This window comes from Shewanella sp. 10N.286.48.B5 (genome assembly GCF_002874355.2).
GTDB lineage: Bacteria > Pseudomonadota > Gammaproteobacteria > Enterobacterales > Shewanellaceae > Shewanella.
In genome coordinates this window covers 3,208,384-3,228,272 of record NZ_MCVG02000001.1, presented here as the reverse complement: position 1 = coordinate 3,228,272, position 19,889 = coordinate 3,208,384, and the positions used below count along the sequence as shown (strand labels likewise).

The following is a 19,889-nucleotide window of genomic DNA, read 5'->3' as shown; positions in this document are numbered from 1 at the left end:
TGAGCGATATATATGTCCAAATTTTATTCGTTGGTCAGTCTTTCGCGATATTCACCTTGATATTGTTAAGGGAAATAAGGCGCTAGTACTTGTTGAGAGACACATTAACCTATTTTTACTGAATGATTACTGAACAGTTGGTTTGTTATTTGAGCAGATTTTGGGTTGGTCGGTATTAATCTCTATCAAATGTTGTTTCAGCAAGTATTGCTAGAGTAGGTTAAGCTTATATTCAGGTAACTGCTTGTATAATCCGACAAGTATAGAATTGTTGATTTTTTAAACACTAGGTTCATAGCTAGGGGAAAATGATGAAAATGAAATATTTACTATTAGCAGGTGCATTGGTATGTAATGTTGCTGCAGCTAAGGACGAAGTCGTGGTCAACCCAGTGACTGAAGACGGTGTGGTTAAAATTCAATGGCAAGAACCTAAAAAGTACCGAGATTTAAAAACGGCCAATGAAGTGAAATCTCGTTTTCAGCAGCGCTTTTTCGACACTATGACTAAAAATATCAACAAAGAAGCTGAAAAGATTTTAAAACCAGAGCAGAAACTTGAGATGGTGGTTTCTGATGTGGATTTAGCCGGTGATCTGCGGCCAACATTTGGCGCGACCTCCGCTAGTGAACTGCGGATTGTAAAAGACTTATACCCACCACGTATGACCTTTAGCTACAGCATCACTGAAGGTGAGCAAGTGATTATGGCCGGTGATGAAAAGTTAGTTGATATGAACTTTATGTATGGCACCCATTCAACCCGTAATCAAAAGCCGTTTGAGTATGAGACTAAAATGCTTGAAGATTGGTTAAAGAAAACCGTAGCACCTAAGTTATAAATATCTATGATTCAGTAGTTTATGTTATATTTAAAATCTAAAGCGGCTTATTGATAAGCCGCTTTTTTGTGCCTAAACATCACTAAGTGCTGGTGTTAGCTATTTGGTGTTCTGTTTGAATAAGTGCAAGGTTTGCAGCAAAGCACCGAGCTTTTTCACATAAGCCTCTAAGGTTTCAGGCGGAATATGTCTGAGTTCTTGGATCTCATCTAACTCGTCAGCTAATTCTTGTACATAAGGCAAGAAGCGGTTACTACTTTGGCTAAAGCCTTGTTCTTCGGTAAAAATTGCTACAAACTTACCGTGGCCGACTTGGTGTAATTCATCGAGTCTTTTATCGGCATCAATGGCTTGACGGTATCCTGTTTGCAGGCTTTCTTTTATTTGCTGGATAACTTTGGTATACGGCATGATAGCCTCATTCAACATCTTCAAATTAAGCTAAATTATAAGGGTCTGCTATGGGACTAACAAGTCTAATGGATTTTAAATTAACGTTTGCTGCAATAAAGCGTTGCTCTGCTTATTTGAGTTTGTTAATCGTCGCTATTTTAAGCTGTGGTTTAGCGACTGCAGCTGAAACCGACACGCCGCCTTTTTATAAGGTCACTTATCAAGGTAAACAGGCATTCATATTAGGCTCAATTCATGTGGGCAAAGCTGATTTTTACCCGATGGCACCGGTTATTGAGCAGGCTTTTTCTCAGGCTGATGCATTGGTAATTGAAGCGGATGTGACTAAAGCCGATACTCAACAACTATTAGGTCAATATGGCCTAGCAACTCCAGCAAGCAGCGTCGATTTAGGGCAGGCTTATCCAGCTTTTTGTAAACTCAATTTAGCGGTTTGTCAGGGATTATCGCCTTTAGCGCCATGGCTTCAGGCTGCGCAAGTAGCATTAGTGCGTTTCAGTCAGTTAGGGTTTAGCGCTGAAGAAGGGGTGGATGTGACTTTTGTAGCTAAAAATCAAGGGCGCACTTTGTTAGAGCTTGAAAGTGTGGCCTACCAGTTTGAGTTGATTTCATCTTTTAGTCAGCAAACGCAACGGCAAATGTTAGATGAAGCGGTTGAGACAAGTGATGAAGAAATGCTGGAAATGGTGGCCGCTTGGCGCGGTGGAGATAAACAAAAACTTGCCGATATCATGGAGCATCAAAGCGATGATGTAGCCAAAGAATTAGTTGAAAAACTGCTGTGGCAGCGGAATCAGCAAATGAGTCAGCGCACCATAGCGCTATTAAAAGAAGGCAATTATCAGCAGCTGTTTATCATTGTCGGTGCAGGCCACTTGGTGGGCCGCCAATCGATGCCGATGATATTAAAGCAAACAGGGGCTGAGGTAACAGATTGTTGGCATGCCCAGTGTTTATAAACGCCAGTGAGTAAACTTTGGGGCTGTGCGGTATTTTTACACTGTAGTATAATGCGCGCATTAAAGCATTTGTGAGTAGTGTGAAACGGAGAAATACCGTTATTTTGCACAGTAATTTCACCGTATAAAAAGGTAAGCCACTTGAGTAACGATTACTCTATAGCATTAACGTCAATGCCGTCGTTGTTGTCTTTATACCGCAAAATATTATTATCGCGTAAGCCTGGTTGGGATCAGCAACCTTTACCAAAGATCCATGTACAGACGGATGGCATTAGATTATCAGATAAGAAAATTCGTCAATATGCTGAGGTATGTCAGTTTGATTATGATGGCAAAGTGTTACCGCCAACATTTTTGTACGTGCTTGCATTTAGATTACATGCCACCATTTTTACCCATAAAGCGATTACCTTTCCTTTATTGGGGATGATCCATCTTAAAAATAGCATTAGCTTGTATCGGCCTATTAACGCTGATGAGGTTTTTAAGGTTGAGTGCAACCTTATTACTAGCCAAACCACGGATGCAGGACTTGAATTTGAACTAGAATCTAAAGTCTATGTTGGTGATGAACTCGTGTGGCAAGCCTTATCAACTTACCTATACCGTATTGAGTCTAAAGGCCGCAGAGCAAGACCACCGCGAGCTTCTGATATGGTGTGGGAAGACGTCAATACCTGGTCATTAGCTGAAAATTTAGGCCGTCAGTATGCCAAAGCCTCAGGTGATTATAACCTGATCCACCTGCACCCAATGGTGTCTAAGCGTTTTGGTTTTGATCGTGTTTTAGCCCATGGAATGTGGTCTAAAGCCCGTTCACTTGCTGGGTTGATGCAATTTATTGGTGATAGACCATTTAAGGTGGACGTAGAGTTTAAGTTGCCAGTATTTATGCCTTCGGATGTCACCTTTGCTTTTGAAAGCATAGAAAATGGTAAGCGTTTTGAAATGCGTGATATTAAAGGCCGCAGACCACATCTAATGGGTACCATGTCGTACTTAGATTGATACCCTAGCGTTATCGGTAAATGCATAACAAAAAAGCCCGCAGCAAGAAATTGCAGCGGGCTTTTTAGTATTTTAAGGCTATTAGATTAACTTGTCACAGCTTAGTCTGCCGCCTTTTCATGATAAATATGCACATCTCGTTGTGGGAATGGAATACTGACGCCTTGGGCATCAAACTGCATTTTCACTTCACGAGTAATATCCCAATAGACTTCCCAGTAATCCACTGGATTTGCCCAAGGGCGAACCACAAAGTCTACTGACGATTCACCGAGTGTATGTAACTTAATCGTCGGCTCTGGAAACTTTTTCACTTTTGGGTGAGCCATAACAATATCGGTTAAGATTTTTTCCGCTTTAGGAATATCATCGCCATAGCCAATGCCAAAGGTCATATCCACACGACGTTCTTGCTCGGCGGTGATGTTATTGATGGTATCGCCCCAAATCTTATTATTAGGAATAATCAAGCGTTGGTTATCTAAGGTTTTCACTGTGGTAGAGACTAAGCTCATATGGCTAACACGCCCCGTAACACCTGCAGCATTGATTAAGTCACCGACATCGTAAGGGCGGTAGATTAAAATCATCATTCCTGAGGCAAAGTTAGATAAGGTATCTTGCAAGGCAAAACCGATAATCACACCAGCGATACCAAAACCTGCCAGCAGTGGTGCTAATTCAAAGCCAAGTTGTGATAGTGCGATAAGCAAACCTAACGCGAAGATGACGTTACCAGAAATAGAGGTGAAGAAATCTTGCAATAGCATGCTGAAATTAAGCTGGGAAGAATTAACTGCTTTGCGAACCACTTTTTTAACTAATTTAGACACTAAGCTGGTTAAAAATAAAATGATGATGAAGATAACCACTTTAAAGGTAAGCCCTGTGCCATTTTCCAGCGCTTGATTTTTAGCTATATCCATCCAGTCATTCAGTAAACTTGACGCTACATCAAAGTTTAAAACATCTTGAGTAATATCCCCTGAAACACTAAATAGCGTTTGCTTAATTTGCGCAGTGTCTTGGCCTAAGTCATCAAGCATATCGGCGGCAATACTTAAACTGCTGCTGTGCTGTGATAATCGCTCTTTGAGTTCAATAACTTTGGATTTTTGCTCGGCAGTGATATCAGCGCCAGCAGTTGATGCGTCACTAATCGCTTGTTTAAGTTGGTTTTGGGTATAGTTGACGATACTTTCAAGATAGTCAGCCCGCAGGGTTAGCTCATTGGTTAATGCTGTTTTGGCACTGTCGACATTAATATTTAAGGTGTTGGCCCAATTGATTGTTTGTAGTTCAGCCTGTAAGTAAAGATCCCTGTCGGCTTCACGATCAATAACCGCTTTCATTGTTTGAGTCTGATTTTCGTCATCTAATGCCAGTTTCAGGGCTGTGATGTCATCATCTAAATATTTACCGACATTATCTAAAAAGCCCAATTGTTGCTGTATTTGCGGGGTGAGATAGGCTAAATCCGGGTTTTCTTGATTAACTAATGAATCTAATTTTTCTCGTAGTTGATTGTTTTTATTCAGAATGCGGAATTCACTGATTGCTTTTAATTCACCTTTTGCGGTTTTAAGGTAGCTTACATCGGCATCAATGCGTTGTTGTAGTTGGGCTATTTTATTAATGGTTGCAGGGTCAGCTGGCGCTGCAACACTGCTTTGTGAAAAGCTCATTAAGCTGACGAAACAACATAAGATAAGCAAGATTCTAGGCATGATAAACGTCCTGTATATTGATAATGACTTTATCATAAGTTATTGAAGGAAGTTTGACGATAATTTGCTAGACTAACGCACTTTTTATTTTCAGCTACAGGTTGCTCATCATGGCACTGCAATGCGCACATTGTCACAAGCCTATGTCGATTAGTAAGATCAGTGGAACTCGAGGTAAGGGGTTCTCATCGCATATTCAGTGCTATCACTGCCAGGCTTGGCTTGGTCGCCATCGTTATCTTACGATGTTAAAAATACTTGGCTTTTATACTGCGGTAGGTGCGGGGCTGACAGGCTATTTTGTGGCAGGATTAGCCAATATCATTACCCCCGTAATCATGCTGTCGCTGATCCTTACAGGGGTAACGCATTTAATGGATCATTTATTGGTTATTGAAGCGCCTGAAGAGGGCTCTCAAACAAATTAATCTACTACTTGAACTTGATTTTCTAGTGATGTTTCAACGTAGTAAATACCGCCAAGAACTACAACACCGATGATCACCATTGTTAAAATAATGCCCACATTGTCTTTTAATAAATTCATTATAGATAATTCCTCTGTCATTGGCAGATTAAATTGGTATTTATAGTAAATATATTAGCCTTTTCAGCTTAAGCTAATCTTAAAATAGCATAATGTTGAGAGGGTTAAAGCGCCCTTGTTGATCACAAATTTTCAGTAGAAGTGATTTGTAACAAACTTGTAGTTGATTTTTTAGTTTTAATTTATAAGAATAGCAGCCATTGTTACTGGGTATTCGCTGATATGATTTAATGGATGAGACTAGTTAAGTGAGATTTGCTTTGCACATAAGACGAAATATTGCGATGTGGCTTTGCGCCATGCTCGTATTATTGTCTTTTGCCGCATCCGCTCACGAATCTGTTCATAAACATGAAAGCATTAACACTCACTGCAGCTTATGTTTTCATAAGCATCAGGTTCACAAAACCCTTCCAAGTATTGAATTTAGCATTCCGGTTGTACGTCAAGAGTATGAACTCACACCGTTAGCCAATTCAGAATCTCTTAGTTCACATCAGGCTTATTACCATAGCCGCGCACCGCCAATCTTTATTTAATTCAACAGTTTAATTAATAATTATAAATTATATTTCCCGACTATTAAGTAAAATAGCCGGGTGTTTGTTGTATTTTGGAGATTTTATGTTTAGTTCAAATAAACGACTGTCAGCAGTCGCAATCGCGTGTGCCTTTTCTTCAAGCTCTGTTTTTGCAGAAGATTCAAGCTTAACCAATCCTAATATCAGTGCGGTGTTAGATGGTTTTTATCAATCAGGTGATCGTGGTTTAGGTGGCAGAAGTGAAGGCTTTGGTTTGGGTGAAACTGAATTTGCTATCAGCGCTAATATCGATGATATGTTCTACGGTAAAGTCACTGCGATATTAGAAGTGCATGACGGCGAAACTGAACTTGAGCTTGAAGAAGCCTTTATTCAAACCATGGGTATGCCTGGCGGTTTTGGTATTCGCGCTGGTCGTTTCTTGTCTGATGTGGGTTATTTAAATAATCAGCACATTCATACCGACGCTTTTGCTGATCGTCCTGGGGTTTATCGCGCCTTTATGGGCGGGCATTACTTTGATGATGGTGTCAGATTAACTTATGTAGCGCCGACAGATTTGTATTGGACTATGGGTGTTGAAGCCTTTAGTGGTAAAAAAATGCGCGCTGAAGATGAGCATGACGAACGTGACTTTAGTTCAGTAGGGGTGTATTCGGCATTCACCAAGTTTGGCGGTGATATTGGTATCTCGAGTTCTTGGCAAGTGGGTTTAAGTTACTTACGTAATGAAAACGGTAAAACTTATCTAGAAGATGAGCATGAGCCCCATGTTGATGACGATCACGACCATGAAGGTCATAGCCATAGCGCAGCCTATACTGGTGAAAATACCTATATTGCAGACTTTGTCTACAAGTGGGCACCAAATGGTAATTACAAATACCAACACTTAACTGTTAGCGGCGAGTACTTCCGGGTAACTGATATTTTCTCATTTGAAGAAGATCATGAAGATGAACATGAACATGAGATACTCAGTGCTGAAGGCCATGACGATTACCATCAAGGTTGGTACTTAAGTGGCGTGTATCAGTTCTCGCCAAATTGGTCTGCTGGTTTACGTTATGGTGAAGTGGATAGCTTTGAAGCCCACGGCGATCACTTAGACCCACAAAAGCTAAAAGAAACCGAATTAAGTTTGGCGTGGCATCAGAGCCATTTCTCCACCGTACGTCTACAATATACTAACCAGAAAGGCACCAACTTTGATGGTTTTGAAGACGATAATATCATTACTCTACAATATGTTATGTCATTAGGAGCTCACGGTGCGCATCAATTCTAAAAAACTAATATTAGCAGCTGGCATATTTGCCAGCTTGTTAACGAGTTCTGCAAATGCAGCGCTTAATGTATTTGCTTGTGAGCCTGAGTATGGCGCATTAGCAAAGGCATTAGCTCCTGATGCTAAAGTCTATTCAGCCACGAGTGCGCAGCAAGATCCACATCAAGTGCAAGCGCGTCCAAGCTTAATTGCTAAAATGCGTCAAGCTGACTTAGTGGTGTGTGCTGGCGCCGATCTCGAAATTGGTTGGTTGCCAATGTTGCAGATGAAAGCCTCAAACAACAAAGTGCTTTCAACTGATACTGGGCTTTTTTATGCCGCGGATCATATCGAGACCTTAGATCAACTTGAGCAAGTGGATCGCTCTATGGGTGATGTCCATGCCAAAGGTAATCCGCATTTACATTTTGACCCTAGAAAGTTCCTTAAAGTGGCGCAGGCGTTATCAGCGAAAATGATTGAGTTAGATCCTAACTCAAGTGCTGAGTATCAAGTTGCATTAACTGAGTTTACTGAGCAGTGGCAGCAAGCTATTCCGCGCTGGGAAGCGCAAGCGCAATCGCTGAAGGGCAAAAAGGTCATTGCTTACCACTCAAGCTTTCGATATTTGTTTAACTGGCTCGGCATGGAGCAAGTGGCAGATCTTGAGCCGAAGCCGGGCATACCACCCAGTAGTAGCCATTTAGCTAAACTTGTAAGTCGCAGCCAACAAGGTGATGTGATGGCGGTGATAGTGGCCTCATATCAGGATGAGCGTGGCGCACATTGGTTAGGTGAGCGCACTGATTTGCCTGTGGTGATTTTGCCAATGTCAGTAGGTGGCAACAGTCAAAGTCAGGATTTGATTAGCTTATATGACAGCGTACTGACGTTATTAACTGAGGCGCAATAAGCCTATGCTAGATATCGAGCTGCTATTGATTTTGTTTCCGGCATTTATTGCCGGAATCATCATTTTGTCTACCCATGTGGTGTTAGGTCGACAAGTACTTAAACGCGGTATTATTTTCATCGACTTAGCGATTGCCCAAGTGGCTGCGCTGGGGGCTATTGTGGCTCATATGGATCATAGAATTGAAGATATTCCTTATTCTCATGTGTGGATGCCTGCCATATTTGCCTTGGGCGGCGCTGGGCTTATTGCTTGGTTATCCAAGCGTTTTGCCGATGAATTAGAAGCCTTTATTGGTTGTTTTTATGTGCTTAGCGCGGTTGGGGCAATGTTGTTATTGTCTAATGATCCCCATGGCGCAGAGCTGTTAAAGCAGCTAATGTCGGGGCAGATATTGTGGGTAAATTGGTCGCAGCTTGTGCTGCCGGCTTTGGTGTCAGTAGCGATCCTCGCTTTAATTGCATTGAAGCCTCAGATCCTCGAAGGCGCAGGTTTTTACTTTCTATTTGCCATAGTGATTACACTATCGGTTGAATTAGTGGGTGTTTATCTTGTTTTCAGCACCTTAATTTTGCCAGCGTTAGCGTTAAATCAGTATGTGGGTAAATATACCTTGCTGCTGGCTTATGTGGTGGGATTTGTTGGTTACCTAGCAGGGCTTATACTTTCGGCTAGTTATGACTTACCTAGTGGCGCAGCCATTGTTGCGGCATTAGCGGTCAGTGCTGTGTTAATGCGTTTACTGCTCAGTAATCGTTCTAATAAGGCTGAAATGTAACGCTGCAGAATTAATGATGCGTTAATGTTTAAGGCATCATTAATTCACTTTTAGCAGTGTATAATGCCAAGCATATTAATTATCTGAGCTATTCAGAGCATTAATCCGCTTGGTATAACTACTTTAAGCTTACATTTGTACACCGAAATTAACTTAAGCTATTGAGTCCAGCAGATGTGCTGGCTATACTGTCGCCACTTTATTTGTAGGAGTCTGCTGTGCTGTTAATTGCTCGTTCAATTATTCTAGCAGTGTTACTAACACTGGCGTTTTTTTTCGCAATCATCCTTTGTATTGTTAGACCTATGCATCGTGATAATGTCCATGTGATTGCTAAACTATTTTCATCTGTTGCTCCTATTTTAGGGATTAAAGTGATTACCCGTAACGCGGTGATTAACCCTCAAGTAGACACTGGCGCTGAGGCTAACGCTGGTACTGACACTGAAACCGAAGCAAGCCTTAAGCAACCTAAGATCTATTTAGCGAATCATCAAAATAATTTTGATTTATTTACCCATACCTCTGCAGTGCCGGAAGCCACGGTGAGTTTAGGTAAAAAAAGCTTAGCTTGGATGCCATTATTTGGGCAGATTTATTGGCTATCAGGCAATATTCTGATTGACCGTAAAAACCGTCATAGTGCCTTTGATACTATGGCCAAGACTGTTAAGAGAATGAGAGAAAAACTGTTATCTGTATGGATTTTCCCTGAGGGGACACGCTCTAGAGGGCGCGGTCTACTGCCGTTTAAAGTCGGGGCATTCCATACTGCTATCGCCGCCAAAGCATCAATTGTGCCAGTATTAGCATCTTGCCAAAATCATATTAAACTTAACAAGTGGAATAATGGTGTGGTCATTGTCGAAATGATGGCACCTATGTCGACCGCAAACGTGGATAAAGCCGATGCGAAAAAGCTTTGTGCTAAGGTGCATCAAGTGATGTCACAGCGTTTAGCTGAATTAAATCAAGAAGCATCGCTATTAATGGCTAAACCTCAGTAGCTTTATCACGTATAATTAGCCCTATAGCGTATTTAAATTTGTTAACGGAGAGAATCCATGTCTATTGAAGCTCAACTTAAAGAGCAATTTGCCGAGAACCGTGAAATTATTCAGGCGCTGCTTGATGATGGTTCACAAGCTGATGCTGAATATACTATCGAGCATCATTTCTCTTCGACTAACTTTGATCGTTTAGAAAAAGCCGCAGTTGATGCTTTCAAATTAGGTTTTGAAGTTAACGACGCTGAAGAGATGGAGCTTGAAGATGGCTCAACCATTATTTGCTTTGATGCTATCGCCAATCATGCTCTTGAAGCATCGTTACTTGATAAAGCATGCGAGCAGTTAATGCTGCTTGCTGCCAAGCAAAAAGTTGATTATGACGGCTGGGGCACCTTCTTTATTGGTGACGAAGAAGAGCTTGATGAAGATGAAGACCAAGATGACGACGGTTTCTAAATCATTAACGACTATCGCTTAACTAGCGTCACTCGTTTAATAAATAAGCCCACTCAATTGTGGGCTTTTTAATGGCTTATCGCGGTGGGGATAAAATGAACCTCTGCAGGTTATTTTTCAAATACCGTGGTTTGATTACGGCCATTTTCTTTCGATTGATATAAAGCTTTATCGGCGCCAGATAACCAACTTACACTGCTAGTGGTGGCAGAGGATAAATCATTAACGCCAATACTGATGGTCATTTTAATGATTTGATTGTTATAAACCACTTGCGAGGCTTCGACTTTTTTACGCAGTCGCTCAGTGAAGTATTTTGATTCAGCAGCGGTGGTATAAGTCAATACTACCGCAAACTCCTCACCGCCATAGCGGCCGGCAAAATCAGTTTCACGTAATGATTGCTTTAATATGTTGGCGAGGCTTTGAATGACTTTGTCACCTGCAGGGTGGCCGTATTTATCATTGATGGCTTTAAAATGATCGATATCAATCATTATCATACTGGCTTTTTCACCATAACGGGCAAAGCGCTCGTATTCTTTTTCAAAGCAAACTTGCCAATGACGGCGATTATACAACTGGGTTAAGCTGTCGGTTTGGCTGAGTGTTTCTAGTTGCTCATTGACTGATTTTAGCTGTAATTTATTGATGGCGATATCAGTCACATCATAAACGATAATACTAATATGGGTGATTTCACCCGTTAGCGACGCCAGTGGCAGCAAAGTAATGTTTTGGTACATGTAATCAGCGCGGCCAGTGATCGGGCGATAATTTTTAAACTGGAAGACATAAGGGCGCTGCTCCCAGCTGATGAAAGATCGGTTTTTGAGTAGAAATACCGACTCCATTTTTTGCTTAAGCCATTCAGAGGGTAAATCGTTAAACGCTTCAAAAAGATTGCGACCTTTAATACTGTTAGGTGACACACCGCTATGGTTTTCCATGAAACCATTCCAAAGCTGGATATTGTAGTCACGATCTAACACCACCAAGCCAACTTCAATGGTTTGTACCATATCAATAAGCCAGTGTAGCTCGTTCATTGCGCTTTGATCAGTAGCCATGCTCTAACATCCGTATTGTATTATTCTTTTTATGTGCAATGTTAAGTCATTGCAATTAACTAACTGTTTATATGATTATTATCTTAATCTATTCAAATATATAGTGAAGCTTTGCATTCAATGTAGGGATTGAGTCTTCCGTAAATAACAGTAATAAGTCACACTGAATATTGTGGTCTTCAATCTGATAATTGATTTCCATGGCAAGGGTGCGTTGCCATTTTTCTGAGTTGTCATGGATAAGCTCATTTACCGTGCAGTGGCGACCAAGTACAACGGGGTGACCTTGACTAAATTTCATATCAAGCTGCTCTGAAATGCCATTCAAGAATGCCCCAATAAGCACATTACCAGTATCAATGAGCACTTCAATTTCATTGTTAGCATCTTCAGGATCACTGTGGCCCATGAGTTTAGCCATGTCAGCAAAGCTTGAGTCATGGAACAGTAATAACGCCTCACCAGCAACCCCAGCGCCAATAAAACCTTGGCATAATGCAGAAATCTTCGAGCTTTCTTCGGTGGCTTTAAGTGCCATGGTCAGTTCGCTGACTTCTAAAACATTGACGTTGGGGATTGGCAGTTTTACAAAAACATCGAGTAGTTTCGCTAATAAGTCGGCAGCGCGGCCCATGGCGACATTGGCAATTTCTTGGCAAGCGTCACGTAAATCAACTTTAAACATCGGCGTGTCATTGGTTGATTGTTTAAGGGCTAAAGTTAAAATGCCGTATTCTTCTAAGATATTGCTGATGGACTCAGCACTAACCGGCTTTTGAATAAAATCTAATGCGCCAAGGGCTTTTACTCGCTCATGGGCTTTTAATTGAATATCACCAGAGACCACAATGACTAAGGCGGGCAAGTCTTCTCGCTGAATGGCTTCTAGTACTTCATAGCCATCCATGACGGGCATATTAAGGTCGAGAAAGACAATTTCCCCTTTTCCTTGACGGATCACCTCCAAGCCTTCTTCACCATTGGTGGCGTAACTGATTTCAACATCCCAATGTTTGGGAAGTGTTCGCGCCATTTGTTTTCTGGCTAATCCTGAGTCATCACAGATTAAAATAGGAATAGTCATGGCTACAGCAGATCCTTTTACAGGGTATTATTATTTTGAATGCATTAGCTATTACTCGATCGAGCACTTAAACGAACTCCGATTAAACAAGAAAAATGAGTCGATGAGTAATGTTACTTTTTATGGGCAAACATACTACAACTTATTGCTGACTTTTCGCACCAAAAATCGACAATTTTTTGGCGTTTAACGAAAAAATGCTCTTAAATTCAGTAAATCTGAATTTTGACGGTACTTTTGTTCCTGCGGGAACATGTATATTGTTGTAGTTTTAGCTGCTTATGAAGAATATCAAATTAGCTTAACTATTCGCCAGTAAGCCAATTTATGCTAACGTAACTTCTGGACTGACCAGTTATTATTTATATTAAGGATGAACAATGAATAAGAAGTTAGTGGCGTTACAAAAACAAAACGGTATTGCTTTTGTGACGCTAAACCGACCAGATAAATATAACGCGCTCAATTATGAAATGTTTAAAGCCATTGATAAAACCATTAAAAATATTAGAAAAGATAGCGAAATTAATGCGGTCATATTATCCGGCGCCGATGGTAATTTCTCTTCGGGCTTAGATGTTAAAGCGATTGCTAAATCCCCCTCCATGATTGCCAAATTGCTGTTCAAATGGCTACCAGGTAATGCCAACTTAGCCCAGCGGGTGTCTATTGGCTGGCAGCGTTTACCCATCCCTGTGATTGCAGTATTAGATGGCTGCTGTTTTGGTGGCGGTATGCAAATTGCGCTAGGGGCAGATATTCGTATTGCAAGTGATGATGCCAAGCTGTCTATTATGGAATCAAAATGGGGCTTAGTGCCTGATATGGCAGGACTGGCAGCGCTTAGACAGGTGATGCCCAAAGATAAGGCCTTAAAAATTACCTATAGCGCAGAAGTGCTATCAGCCGCACAGGCGCTAGATTTTGGTTTAGTGACCGAGAAAAGTTCACAGCCATTGCAGCGTGCTATTGAGCTTGCCGAGCAGTTTATGACCCGCTCTCCTGATGTGAATGCGGCCATTAAAATGAGCATTAATCATAGTTGGTCAGCCTCAACAAGGCGGTTATTAAGTCGTGAGTCTTTAAGCCAAGTTCGCCTGTTAGCGGGTAAAAACCGTATCATTGCCGCTAATCGTGAAATAAAGCAAACCGAGCAAGCTTATCAGTCTCGTCAGCCTTGGTGGTGATAATGAGCGAGTCAGTTGTGAGTTAATCAGCTTTTAGACTAGTGCGGCCAATACTGCATTACACAAATTTAGTGAATAGCTGAAAGGCCATTGGAGATTGATTATTATGCGATGTTATTGAAAAAATTGAAAATACGCTTTATTACTCAGTCTTAAAATAAGCAAATAGCCATTAAGGGGCAGCAATATGCTGGCCCTTTTTATCGTGCGGTAATGACTTTACTAAAGCCTGCAATATGATGCAGTACTTGCTCCCAACCACTTTGATTATCGAGATTAAGCGCTAATTGATATTGGCGGTAATACTGGCTCGATTTAGCTTTATTGAGTGCTTTTCTGCTAGCACTTTCAGTCATAGATATTTGATGAGCATCGGCTGATTGCAGATCCAGTATTGGGATATCGATTTCTCTGAGCTGTTGGGCAATGGATAAACCGCGATGTTGCGGCGCAATAATCTGCTCATATTCACGATAGGGGTTGATCACCACTAATAAGTCGGGCTTGGCTAGCTTAGCTTCAAAAAGTAAGTTAATGACCATGCCCGCACTATCATCGGTGACGATTAATAGTCTTTTTCCTGGGAACTGCGCCTCAATAGCTTGCAATTGGTCGAGACTGTCCACCATAAGTTCTTGCTGAAAGTTACGCAGTTCAAGTAGTTGGTTTGAGCTAAATTTGGGGGCTTGCTGGTGACGACTCAGGGTTAACTGCGCTTCACCGGCTTTGGGAATTTCTTCGGCGTCAGTTGCAAAATTTGGTCGGTATAAACCTTCAGTGGGTTTTATGCTCAAGCTTGCCCAGCCAAATGCGGGGATCTCATCACGTAAATAGCGAATCAGGCCACTGCCACTGGCGGGGGAATCGGTTGGACCGACGATAATAGCTGCGCCGCGCTGGTGCGGGCCTTGCCAAGGTTTGACCCAAACTGGCTGTTGTTGATCTTGGACGCTGATAAATTGTTTTCCAGCATTAGCAGTAGGCAACTCACTGGCTGCCATAGCATTGTGACAGAAAAGGCTGAGGCTAAAAAGACTGGTAACAGATAAAACAAACAGAGGCTTTAGCAGCAATGTGGCTTCCTTAACGAATCTTGCGATGTCATCACTATAGGCTTGTGCGCTTATGTTTATGAGCTTATGTTTACGCTAAACACTTAAAACAATGACAAAAAATAGATACAAAAAAGCCCTGAAGTTCAGGGCTTTTTGCTTCGAGTTAGCAGTGTATTATACGTGGCTAACTAATACCATTCTAATAGCGTCAAGTTGGAATTGACTATCATCAATATAGCCATTTAATTCAGCCATTTGATTGCGAATAAAATCCACTTCAGAATCTCGAATATTCGGATTCACGGCCTTTAGCGCTTCAAGTCGGGTCAACTCACTAGTTAGCTGGGTGGTCATTTTTTCACGGGCTTGCTCAACCAGTTTGGCTAATTCTATTTCAGCCTGTTGCTGACCTTTTGCCAGTAACGGGTGCAAAATAGGTTGTGATGCATTCACAAGCTTACTGGCAATATGACGGTTAACCGCACTTAACTGTTTATCAAAGCTCTTATAATCGACTTTGTCAGCTAAGTTTTGGCCACTTTTATCCAATAACACTCGGATAGGGGTTGGTGGCATATAGCGATAAAGCTGTGATGACTTAGGTGCCGAAACATCAGCCATGTAAATTAACTCAAGGAACAAGGTTCCAGCAGGTAAGGCTTTGTTTTTAAGCACTGCAACACTGGTGGTTCCGGTTTCTGAGTCAGTGATTAAGTCTAACGCCGTTTGCACTAATGGATGCTCTTGGGAGATAAAGGCAATATCATCACGTGATAGGGCAGTTTCACGATCAAATGTCACAGAAATACCATCTTCAGGCAGACCTGGGTACGATGGGAATAGCATGTGCTCACTTGGGCGTAATACGATTGAGTTCTCGCCGCGATCTTCTTGATCCACACCGATAATGTCCCACAAGCGGATCACCGAACCAATTAAGTGGGTATCTGAGTCTCGCTCCGCTAAGCGTTCAACTAACTTTTTAGATTGCTCGCCGCCATGGGAGTTAATCTCTAACAGCTTATCGCGGCCTTGCTCCATCGCTTGCTTAAGTGCTTGGTAACGGCTTTGGGTACCGTTAAGCAGCGCTGTCATTAGCTCTGGGTTGTCATCGTTGAGTACGTTCATTAGCTCATCAGCAAATTCATTGAACAATACATGGCCACTTGGGCAGGTAAGTTCAAATGAGTTTAAGCCTTGATGATACCAATGCATCAGTCTTTCTTGGGCGGTGTCTTCAAGGTATGGCAAATGAATTTGAATATCATTTTGCTGACCAATACGATCTAATCGACCAATACGTTGCTCAAGTAAGTCAGGGTTGAGCGGTAAATCAAATAGCACTAATTGACTCGCAAATTGGAAGTTACGCCCTTCAGAGCCAATTTCAGAACAAATTAACGCCTGAGCGCCGCCTTCTTCTTGGGCAAAGTACGCGCCGGCTTTGTCACGTTCAATAATCGACATCCCTTCATGGAAAACGGTTGCCTGAATACCTTCACGGGTGCGCAGTGCTTCTTCAAGGCTTAATGCCGTTTCTGCTTGGCTAGCAATAATCAGCACTTTTTTACTGCGATTATCTTTTAAGAATTCAATTAACCAATCGACTCGCGGATCAAACTTCCACCAACTGGCACTATCGGTTTCAAAGGCTTGATACAGTTTTTCAGGGCTTAGAGATTGCTTAGCTTGATCTTGAGCTGATTTTTTCGATCCCATCATGGCATTAACGCGCTCAGCCGTGACGTATTCTTGCGGCATAGCCAGTGGATGCGGATTAAAAATACGGGTCGGGAAGCCACTGACAGAGGCGCGGCTGTTACGGTATAAAATGCGGCCAGTACCGTGACGGTCGAGTAAATCTTGTAATAACTCAGCGCGGGCAGCTTGCTGGGCGTCAGCATCGACATCATCTGCTTGGATAAGCTTAATGCTTGCGCTGATGTCTTTCTCGCTGAGTAATTCGGTTAAGCTGACAACAGCACTGTCAGCTAACTTGTCGTTGGCAGCTAATGCTTCGGCGGCCTCGGCAACGCTTTGATAGCTTTTTTCTTCTTCAAGAAACGCGTTGTAGTCGTAGAAGCGATCTGGATCCAGTAATCGTAAACGAGCAAAGTGACTTTCATGGCCTAATTGATCTGGCGTTGCCGTGAGCAATAACACTCCAGGCACTTCTTCACTTAAGGCTTCTACGATTTGATAAGCGCGACTTGGGGCGGTTTCGCTCCACTCAAGGTGATGGGCTTCATCCACTACCATTAAGTCCCAATCGGCATCGACAGCTTGTTCTAAACGGCGCTTTTTACGTAATAGTTCTAATGAACAAATGACTAATTGTTCAGTGTAAAAAGGGTTGTCGTTATCGGCATAGGCTTCAACGCAGCGATCTTCATCGAAAATAGAAAAACGTAAGTTAAAGCGGCGCAGCATTTCAACTAACCACTGATGGCGCAAAGTGTCAGGCACAATCACTAAGATACGTTCAGCACGGCCAGTCAATAATTGTTGATGGATAATAAGGCCAGCTTCAATGGTTTTACCCAAACCTACTTCATCGGCTAAAAGTACTCTAGGGGCATAGCGACGACCGACTTCATGGGCAATCCACTGTTGATGTGGAATTAAACCAACACGTGGGCCTTGTTGCCCAAGCAAATCTGAGGTGGCAAGTTTATGGCGTAGCATTTGGCTTTGGTAACGAATACCAAAGCGCTCTAGACGATCAATTTGACCGGCAAATAATCTGTCTTGTGGTTTATTAAAACGAATGTTGTGGTTTAGTAAGGTTTCACGCAGACGTACCGTCTCGTTGGTCTCACTGTGGATACCAACATAGGTGACTAAACCATCTTTTTCTTCGACTTCACTGATGGTTAGGCTCCAGCCTTCATGGCTTTCTACGGAGTCACCGGGATTAAAAATTACACGAGTTAATGGCGCTTCACTGCGGGAGAACAAACGGTTCTCATCGGCGGCAGGAAACAATACTGTCACCATACGGCCTTCAACAGCAACCACAGTTCCTAAACCAAGTTCTGACTCGGTATCACTAATCCAGCGTTGACCTAAAGAAAACGGCATTTTTTACTCTCATTCGGGACGGATAAACACAAAGGGCGCGTATGTTATACCAAACGCTACTCAATTTAAATTCTAGCAGTGATTTAAATATTCATCTGAAGGAATTTCACTTTTACGCCAGCGAATTTTTGACATCTTAGTGTCATCTTGGTGTCATCTCAGTGCCAACTTTAACAACTTAAACTCGAACCTTTAATCAATAAAATGATATTGAGACTTGATATAATTACTGGCATAGTAAATTTAAGTTTGGTTGAAAATCAATCATGATGATTCGATTAATCCAGCTTATGAACAGGAGTTTATATTGCTTTAATCCCATAGTTACATTTTGTATTGAGCACTCTGGAGGCGCCATGGAACGAGACGACAGAAAGTTGTTTGTACTGGATACCAATGTGTTACTACATGAACCTTTAGCGATATATTCGTTTAAAGAACATGACGTAATAATTCCCATGACTGTGTTAGAAGAATTAGACAATATAAAGGATAGAAAGCACGATATTAGCCGTGATGCCCGGGTCGCGATTAGGGCATTGGAAGACATACTTGGCGGTAAGACCTCGCCGGAACAAATTCTAAACGGCGTTGCACTCCCAAGCCGCGAAGGACATTTAGACGTATCAGGTAGTTTATCTATTTTCCCCGACCATCAAATCGACTTTATCATTGGCGCTCTGCCAGGCGATAATAACGATAATCGTATTATTAACACCGCACTTCATCTACAAAATCTGCATCAGCCTCGTCAGGTCGTATTAGTCACCAAAGACATTAATATGCGCCTTAAAGCTAAAGGGGCGGGTATTGAGCGAGTTGAAGACTATCGCACCGATCAGTTAATTGATGATATTCGCTTTTTGGCGAAAGGCTTTTATCAGTTTGACGGTGATTTTTGGGACAAGGTGGATAAAGTCTCTACTGATAGAGAAGCTGGCAAAGTCGTCCATCAGGTGGATATCGATGCCGTAGGTAACGAGCCCTTCTACAGTAATCAATACCTTATCGATGAAACCTCTGATTTTTGCGGCAAGGTTGCCAGCAAAACCGCAACACATCTTAATATCATCGATTATGGCCGCGAAAGGCTTAATCATTTGCAAGCTTGGGGTGTTAAACCTAAGAATATTTATCAGGGGATGGCGTTAAATGCTTTGCTAGATCCAGATATTGACTTAGTGATCCTCACCGGCCCCGCCGGTTGTGGTAAAACCTTAATTGCCATGGCGGCTGCGCTTGAGCTGGTGGTTGAGCAAAACCAGTACGAAAAAGTCATTGTAACCCGTAACACCCCTGAAATTGCCGAGTCCATCGGTTTTTTACCTGGCACCGAAGAGGAAAAAATGGCGCCCTGGCTTGCGGCAATTACTGATACCCTTGAGGTGCTGCATAAAAATGATGTTAACCCCACCGGCAGCATGAACTACATCATGGAGAAGGCGAACGTGCAGTTTAAATCGATTAACTTTATGCGTGGCCGCTCGATTCAAAATTCAGTGGTCATTTTAGATGAATGCCAAAACCTGACCGCATCACAAATCAAAACCATGATCACCCGCATGGGCGAGGGCACCAAACTAGTGTGTTGTGGTAACTTGGCGCAAATAGACTCAACCTATTTGACGGCGGTGACATCAGGTTTAACCTATATTGTGGAGCGTTTTAAAGACTTTGACGGCAGTGCCAATATTTACCTTAATGGTGTGGTGCGATCTCGCTTAGCAGAGTTTGCTGAAGAGAACTTATAAGCACTTCTGCTTTAAAGTACCGTTTATGGCTACCTGTTAGGTGGCCATTTTTTATTTTTAAGCAATCTGTTTCAACGAGCTCTTTTAACGCGCCTTTTATGTAAGCGGCCAGTTTACGGGTTATTGCCAAGAATAATGGTCAGATTTTTGCTATGTTTTTAGTGGAATGGAGTGAAAAATAAATTAGTCATGTTT

General features: G+C 42.1%; 19 protein-coding genes. 12 read left to right on the top strand and 7 right to left on the bottom strand.

What is annotated here, in order from left to right:
- The first annotated feature begins 311 nt into the window (after positions 1-311).
- A complete protein-coding gene (locus BCU57_RS13785) occupies positions 312-842 on the top strand; it encodes a DUF3016 domain-containing protein (RefSeq protein ID WP_102436634.1) in 531 nt (176 codons plus the stop codon).
- A gap of 99 nt (positions 843-941) precedes the next feature.
- On the opposite strand, the gene BCU57_RS13780 is transcribed toward BCU57_RS13785, so the two are convergent.
- Positions 942-1,253, bottom strand: coding sequence for a prephenate dehydrogenase (locus BCU57_RS13780; protein ID WP_076540628.1), 312 nt, complete (start codon positions 1,251-1,253; stop codon positions 942-944).
- Between the two features lie 50 nt (positions 1,254-1,303).
- Here BCU57_RS13780 and BCU57_RS13775 point away from each other — a divergent pair, with 50 nt between their 5' ends.
- Positions 1,304-2,215, top strand: coding sequence for a TraB/GumN family protein (locus tag BCU57_RS13775; protein WP_102436636.1), 912 nt, complete (start codon positions 1,304-1,306; stop codon positions 2,213-2,215).
- 141 nt (positions 2,216-2,356) lie between these two features.
- Positions 2,357-3,226: a MaoC/PaaZ C-terminal domain-containing protein gene (locus BCU57_RS13770; protein ID WP_241901136.1), complete on the top strand. Its 870-nt coding sequence runs from the start codon at positions 2,357-2,359 to the stop codon at positions 3,224-3,226.
- Positions 3,227-3,327: 101 nt separating this feature from the next.
- Here BCU57_RS13770 and BCU57_RS13765 read toward each other — a convergent pair whose 3' ends face one another.
- On the bottom strand, positions 3,328-4,953 hold the full coding sequence (locus BCU57_RS13765; protein WP_102436640.1) for a mechanosensitive ion channel family protein: 1,626 nt from the start codon (positions 4,951-4,953) through the stop codon (positions 3,328-3,330).
- 110 nt (positions 4,954-5,063) lie between these two features.
- On the opposite strand from BCU57_RS13765, the gene BCU57_RS13760 reads away from it, so the two are divergent.
- A complete protein-coding gene (locus BCU57_RS13760) occupies positions 5,064-5,381 on the top strand; it encodes a hypothetical protein (RefSeq protein WP_102436642.1) in 318 nt (105 codons plus the stop codon).
- On the opposite strand, the gene BCU57_RS13755 is transcribed toward BCU57_RS13760, so the two are convergent.
- Positions 5,378-5,500: a hypothetical protein gene (locus BCU57_RS13755; RefSeq protein ID WP_277869082.1), complete on the bottom strand. Its 123-nt coding sequence runs from the start codon at positions 5,498-5,500 to the stop codon at positions 5,378-5,380. The genes BCU57_RS13760 and BCU57_RS13755 overlap by 4 nt on opposite strands.
- 260 nt (positions 5,501-5,760) lie before the next feature.
- On the opposite strand from BCU57_RS13755, the gene BCU57_RS13750 reads away from it, so the two are divergent.
- The 6 genes from BCU57_RS13750 to rraB all read left to right on the top strand — a co-directional run bounded on the left by BCU57_RS13750 (position 5,761) and on the right by rraB (position 10,466).
- Positions 5,761-6,039 (top strand): DUF2607 family protein, encoded by a 279-nt coding sequence (locus BCU57_RS13750; protein WP_133149356.1) that lies wholly within the window; start codon positions 5,761-5,763, stop codon positions 6,037-6,039.
- A gap of 85 nt (positions 6,040-6,124) precedes the next feature.
- Positions 6,125-7,330, top strand: coding sequence for a hypothetical protein (locus tag BCU57_RS13745; protein WP_102436644.1), 1,206 nt, complete (start codon positions 6,125-6,127; stop codon positions 7,328-7,330).
- Complete coding sequence (locus tag BCU57_RS13740) at positions 7,314-8,222, top strand: metal ABC transporter solute-binding protein, Zn/Mn family (RefSeq protein ID WP_102436646.1); 909 nt, start codon at positions 7,314-7,316, stop codon at positions 8,220-8,222. The genes BCU57_RS13745 and BCU57_RS13740 overlap by 17 nt, the downstream gene beginning before the upstream one ends.
- Before the next feature lie 4 nt (positions 8,223-8,226).
- Entirely contained in the window at positions 8,227-9,000 is a 774-nt protein-coding gene (locus tag BCU57_RS13735; protein WP_102436648.1) for a metal ABC transporter permease, read from the top strand.
- Positions 9,001-9,218: 218 nt separating this feature from the next.
- A complete protein-coding gene (locus BCU57_RS13730; RefSeq protein ID WP_102436650.1) occupies positions 9,219-10,007 on the top strand; it encodes a 1-acylglycerol-3-phosphate O-acyltransferase in 789 nt (262 codons plus the stop codon).
- Positions 10,008-10,064: 57 nt separating this feature from the next.
- Complete coding sequence (gene rraB, locus BCU57_RS13725) at positions 10,065-10,466, top strand: ribonuclease E inhibitor RraB (protein WP_102436652.1); 402 nt, start codon at positions 10,065-10,067, stop codon at positions 10,464-10,466.
- Positions 10,467-10,576: 110 nt separating this feature from the next.
- Here rraB and BCU57_RS13720 read toward each other — a convergent pair whose 3' ends face one another.
- Together BCU57_RS13720 and BCU57_RS13715 are read right to left on the bottom strand one after the other, a co-directional pair.
- Complete coding sequence (locus tag BCU57_RS13720) at positions 10,577-11,536, bottom strand: GGDEF domain-containing protein (RefSeq protein WP_102436654.1); 960 nt, start codon at positions 11,534-11,536, stop codon at positions 10,577-10,579.
- Positions 11,537-11,624: 88 nt separating this feature from the next.
- A complete protein-coding gene (locus BCU57_RS13715) occupies positions 11,625-12,620 on the bottom strand; it encodes a response regulator (protein ID WP_102436656.1) in 996 nt (331 codons plus the stop codon).
- 380 nt (positions 12,621-13,000) lie between these two features.
- Between BCU57_RS13715 and BCU57_RS13710 the strand changes: the two genes are divergently transcribed.
- Complete coding sequence (locus BCU57_RS13710; RefSeq protein WP_102436660.1) at positions 13,001-13,807, top strand: crotonase/enoyl-CoA hydratase family protein; 807 nt, start codon at positions 13,001-13,003, stop codon at positions 13,805-13,807.
- Between the two features lie 200 nt (positions 13,808-14,007).
- Here BCU57_RS13710 and BCU57_RS13705 read toward each other — a convergent pair whose 3' ends face one another.
- Together BCU57_RS13705 and rapA are read right to left on the bottom strand one after the other, a co-directional pair.
- Positions 14,008-14,880 (bottom strand): DUF3530 family protein, encoded by an 873-nt coding sequence (locus BCU57_RS13705; RefSeq protein WP_102436662.1) that lies wholly within the window; start codon positions 14,878-14,880, stop codon positions 14,008-14,010.
- A 156-nt stretch (positions 14,881-15,036) separates the two neighbouring features.
- Positions 15,037-17,943 carry an RNA polymerase-associated protein RapA gene (gene rapA, locus BCU57_RS13700; RefSeq protein WP_102436664.1) on the bottom strand — a complete coding sequence of 969 codons (2,907 nt, stop codon included), beginning with the start codon at positions 17,941-17,943 and terminating at the stop codon, positions 15,037-15,039.
- A gap of 356 nt (positions 17,944-18,299) precedes the next feature.
- On the opposite strand from rapA, the gene BCU57_RS13695 reads away from it, so the two are divergent.
- Complete coding sequence (locus BCU57_RS13695) at positions 18,300-19,694, top strand: PhoH family protein (protein WP_102436666.1); 1,395 nt, start codon at positions 18,300-18,302, stop codon at positions 19,692-19,694.
- The last annotated feature ends 195 nt before the right edge of the window (positions 19,695-19,889 follow it).

What these genes read in the sequence shown, in the direction of transcription:
- BCU57_RS13785 (WP_102436634.1), top strand. Translation starts at nt 312, where the DNA reads ATGAAAATGAAATATTTACTATTAGCAGGTGCATTGGTATGTAATGTT.
- BCU57_RS13780 (WP_076540628.1), bottom strand. Translation starts at nt 1,253, where the DNA reads ATGCCGTATACCAAAGTTATCCAGCAAATAAAAGAAAGCCTGCAAACA.
- BCU57_RS13775 (WP_102436636.1), top strand. Translation starts at nt 1,304, where the DNA reads ATGGGACTAACAAGTCTAATGGATTTTAAATTAACGTTTGCTGCAATA.
- rraB (WP_102436652.1), top strand. Translation starts at nt 10,065, where the DNA reads ATGTCTATTGAAGCTCAACTTAAAGAGCAATTTGCCGAGAACCGTGAA.
- BCU57_RS13720 (WP_102436654.1), bottom strand. Translation starts at nt 11,536, where the DNA reads ATGGCTACTGATCAAAGCGCAATGAACGAGCTACACTGGCTTATTGAT.
- BCU57_RS13710 (WP_102436660.1), top strand. Translation starts at nt 13,001, where the DNA reads ATGAATAAGAAGTTAGTGGCGTTACAAAAACAAAACGGTATTGCTTTT.
- rapA (WP_102436664.1), bottom strand. Translation starts at nt 17,943, where the DNA reads ATGCCGTTTTCTTTAGGTCAACGCTGGATTAGTGATACCGAGTCAGAA.
- BCU57_RS13715 (WP_102436656.1), bottom strand. Translation starts at nt 12,620, where the DNA reads ATGACTATTCCTATTTTAATCTGTGATGACTCAGGATTAGCCAGAAAA.
- BCU57_RS13765 (WP_102436640.1), bottom strand. Translation starts at nt 4,953, where the DNA reads ATGCCTAGAATCTTGCTTATCTTATGTTGTTTCGTCAGCTTAATGAGC.
- BCU57_RS13735 (WP_102436648.1), top strand. Translation starts at nt 8,227, where the DNA reads ATGCTAGATATCGAGCTGCTATTGATTTTGTTTCCGGCATTTATTGCC.
- BCU57_RS13755 (WP_277869082.1), bottom strand. Translation starts at nt 5,500, where the DNA reads ATGAATTTATTAAAAGACAATGTGGGCATTATTTTAACAATGGTGATC.
- BCU57_RS13745 (WP_102436644.1), top strand. Translation starts at nt 6,125, where the DNA reads ATGTTTAGTTCAAATAAACGACTGTCAGCAGTCGCAATCGCGTGTGCC.
- BCU57_RS13760 (WP_102436642.1), top strand. Translation starts at nt 5,064, where the DNA reads ATGGCACTGCAATGCGCACATTGTCACAAGCCTATGTCGATTAGTAAG.
- BCU57_RS13695 (WP_102436666.1), top strand. Translation starts at nt 18,300, where the DNA reads ATGGAACGAGACGACAGAAAGTTGTTTGTACTGGATACCAATGTGTTA.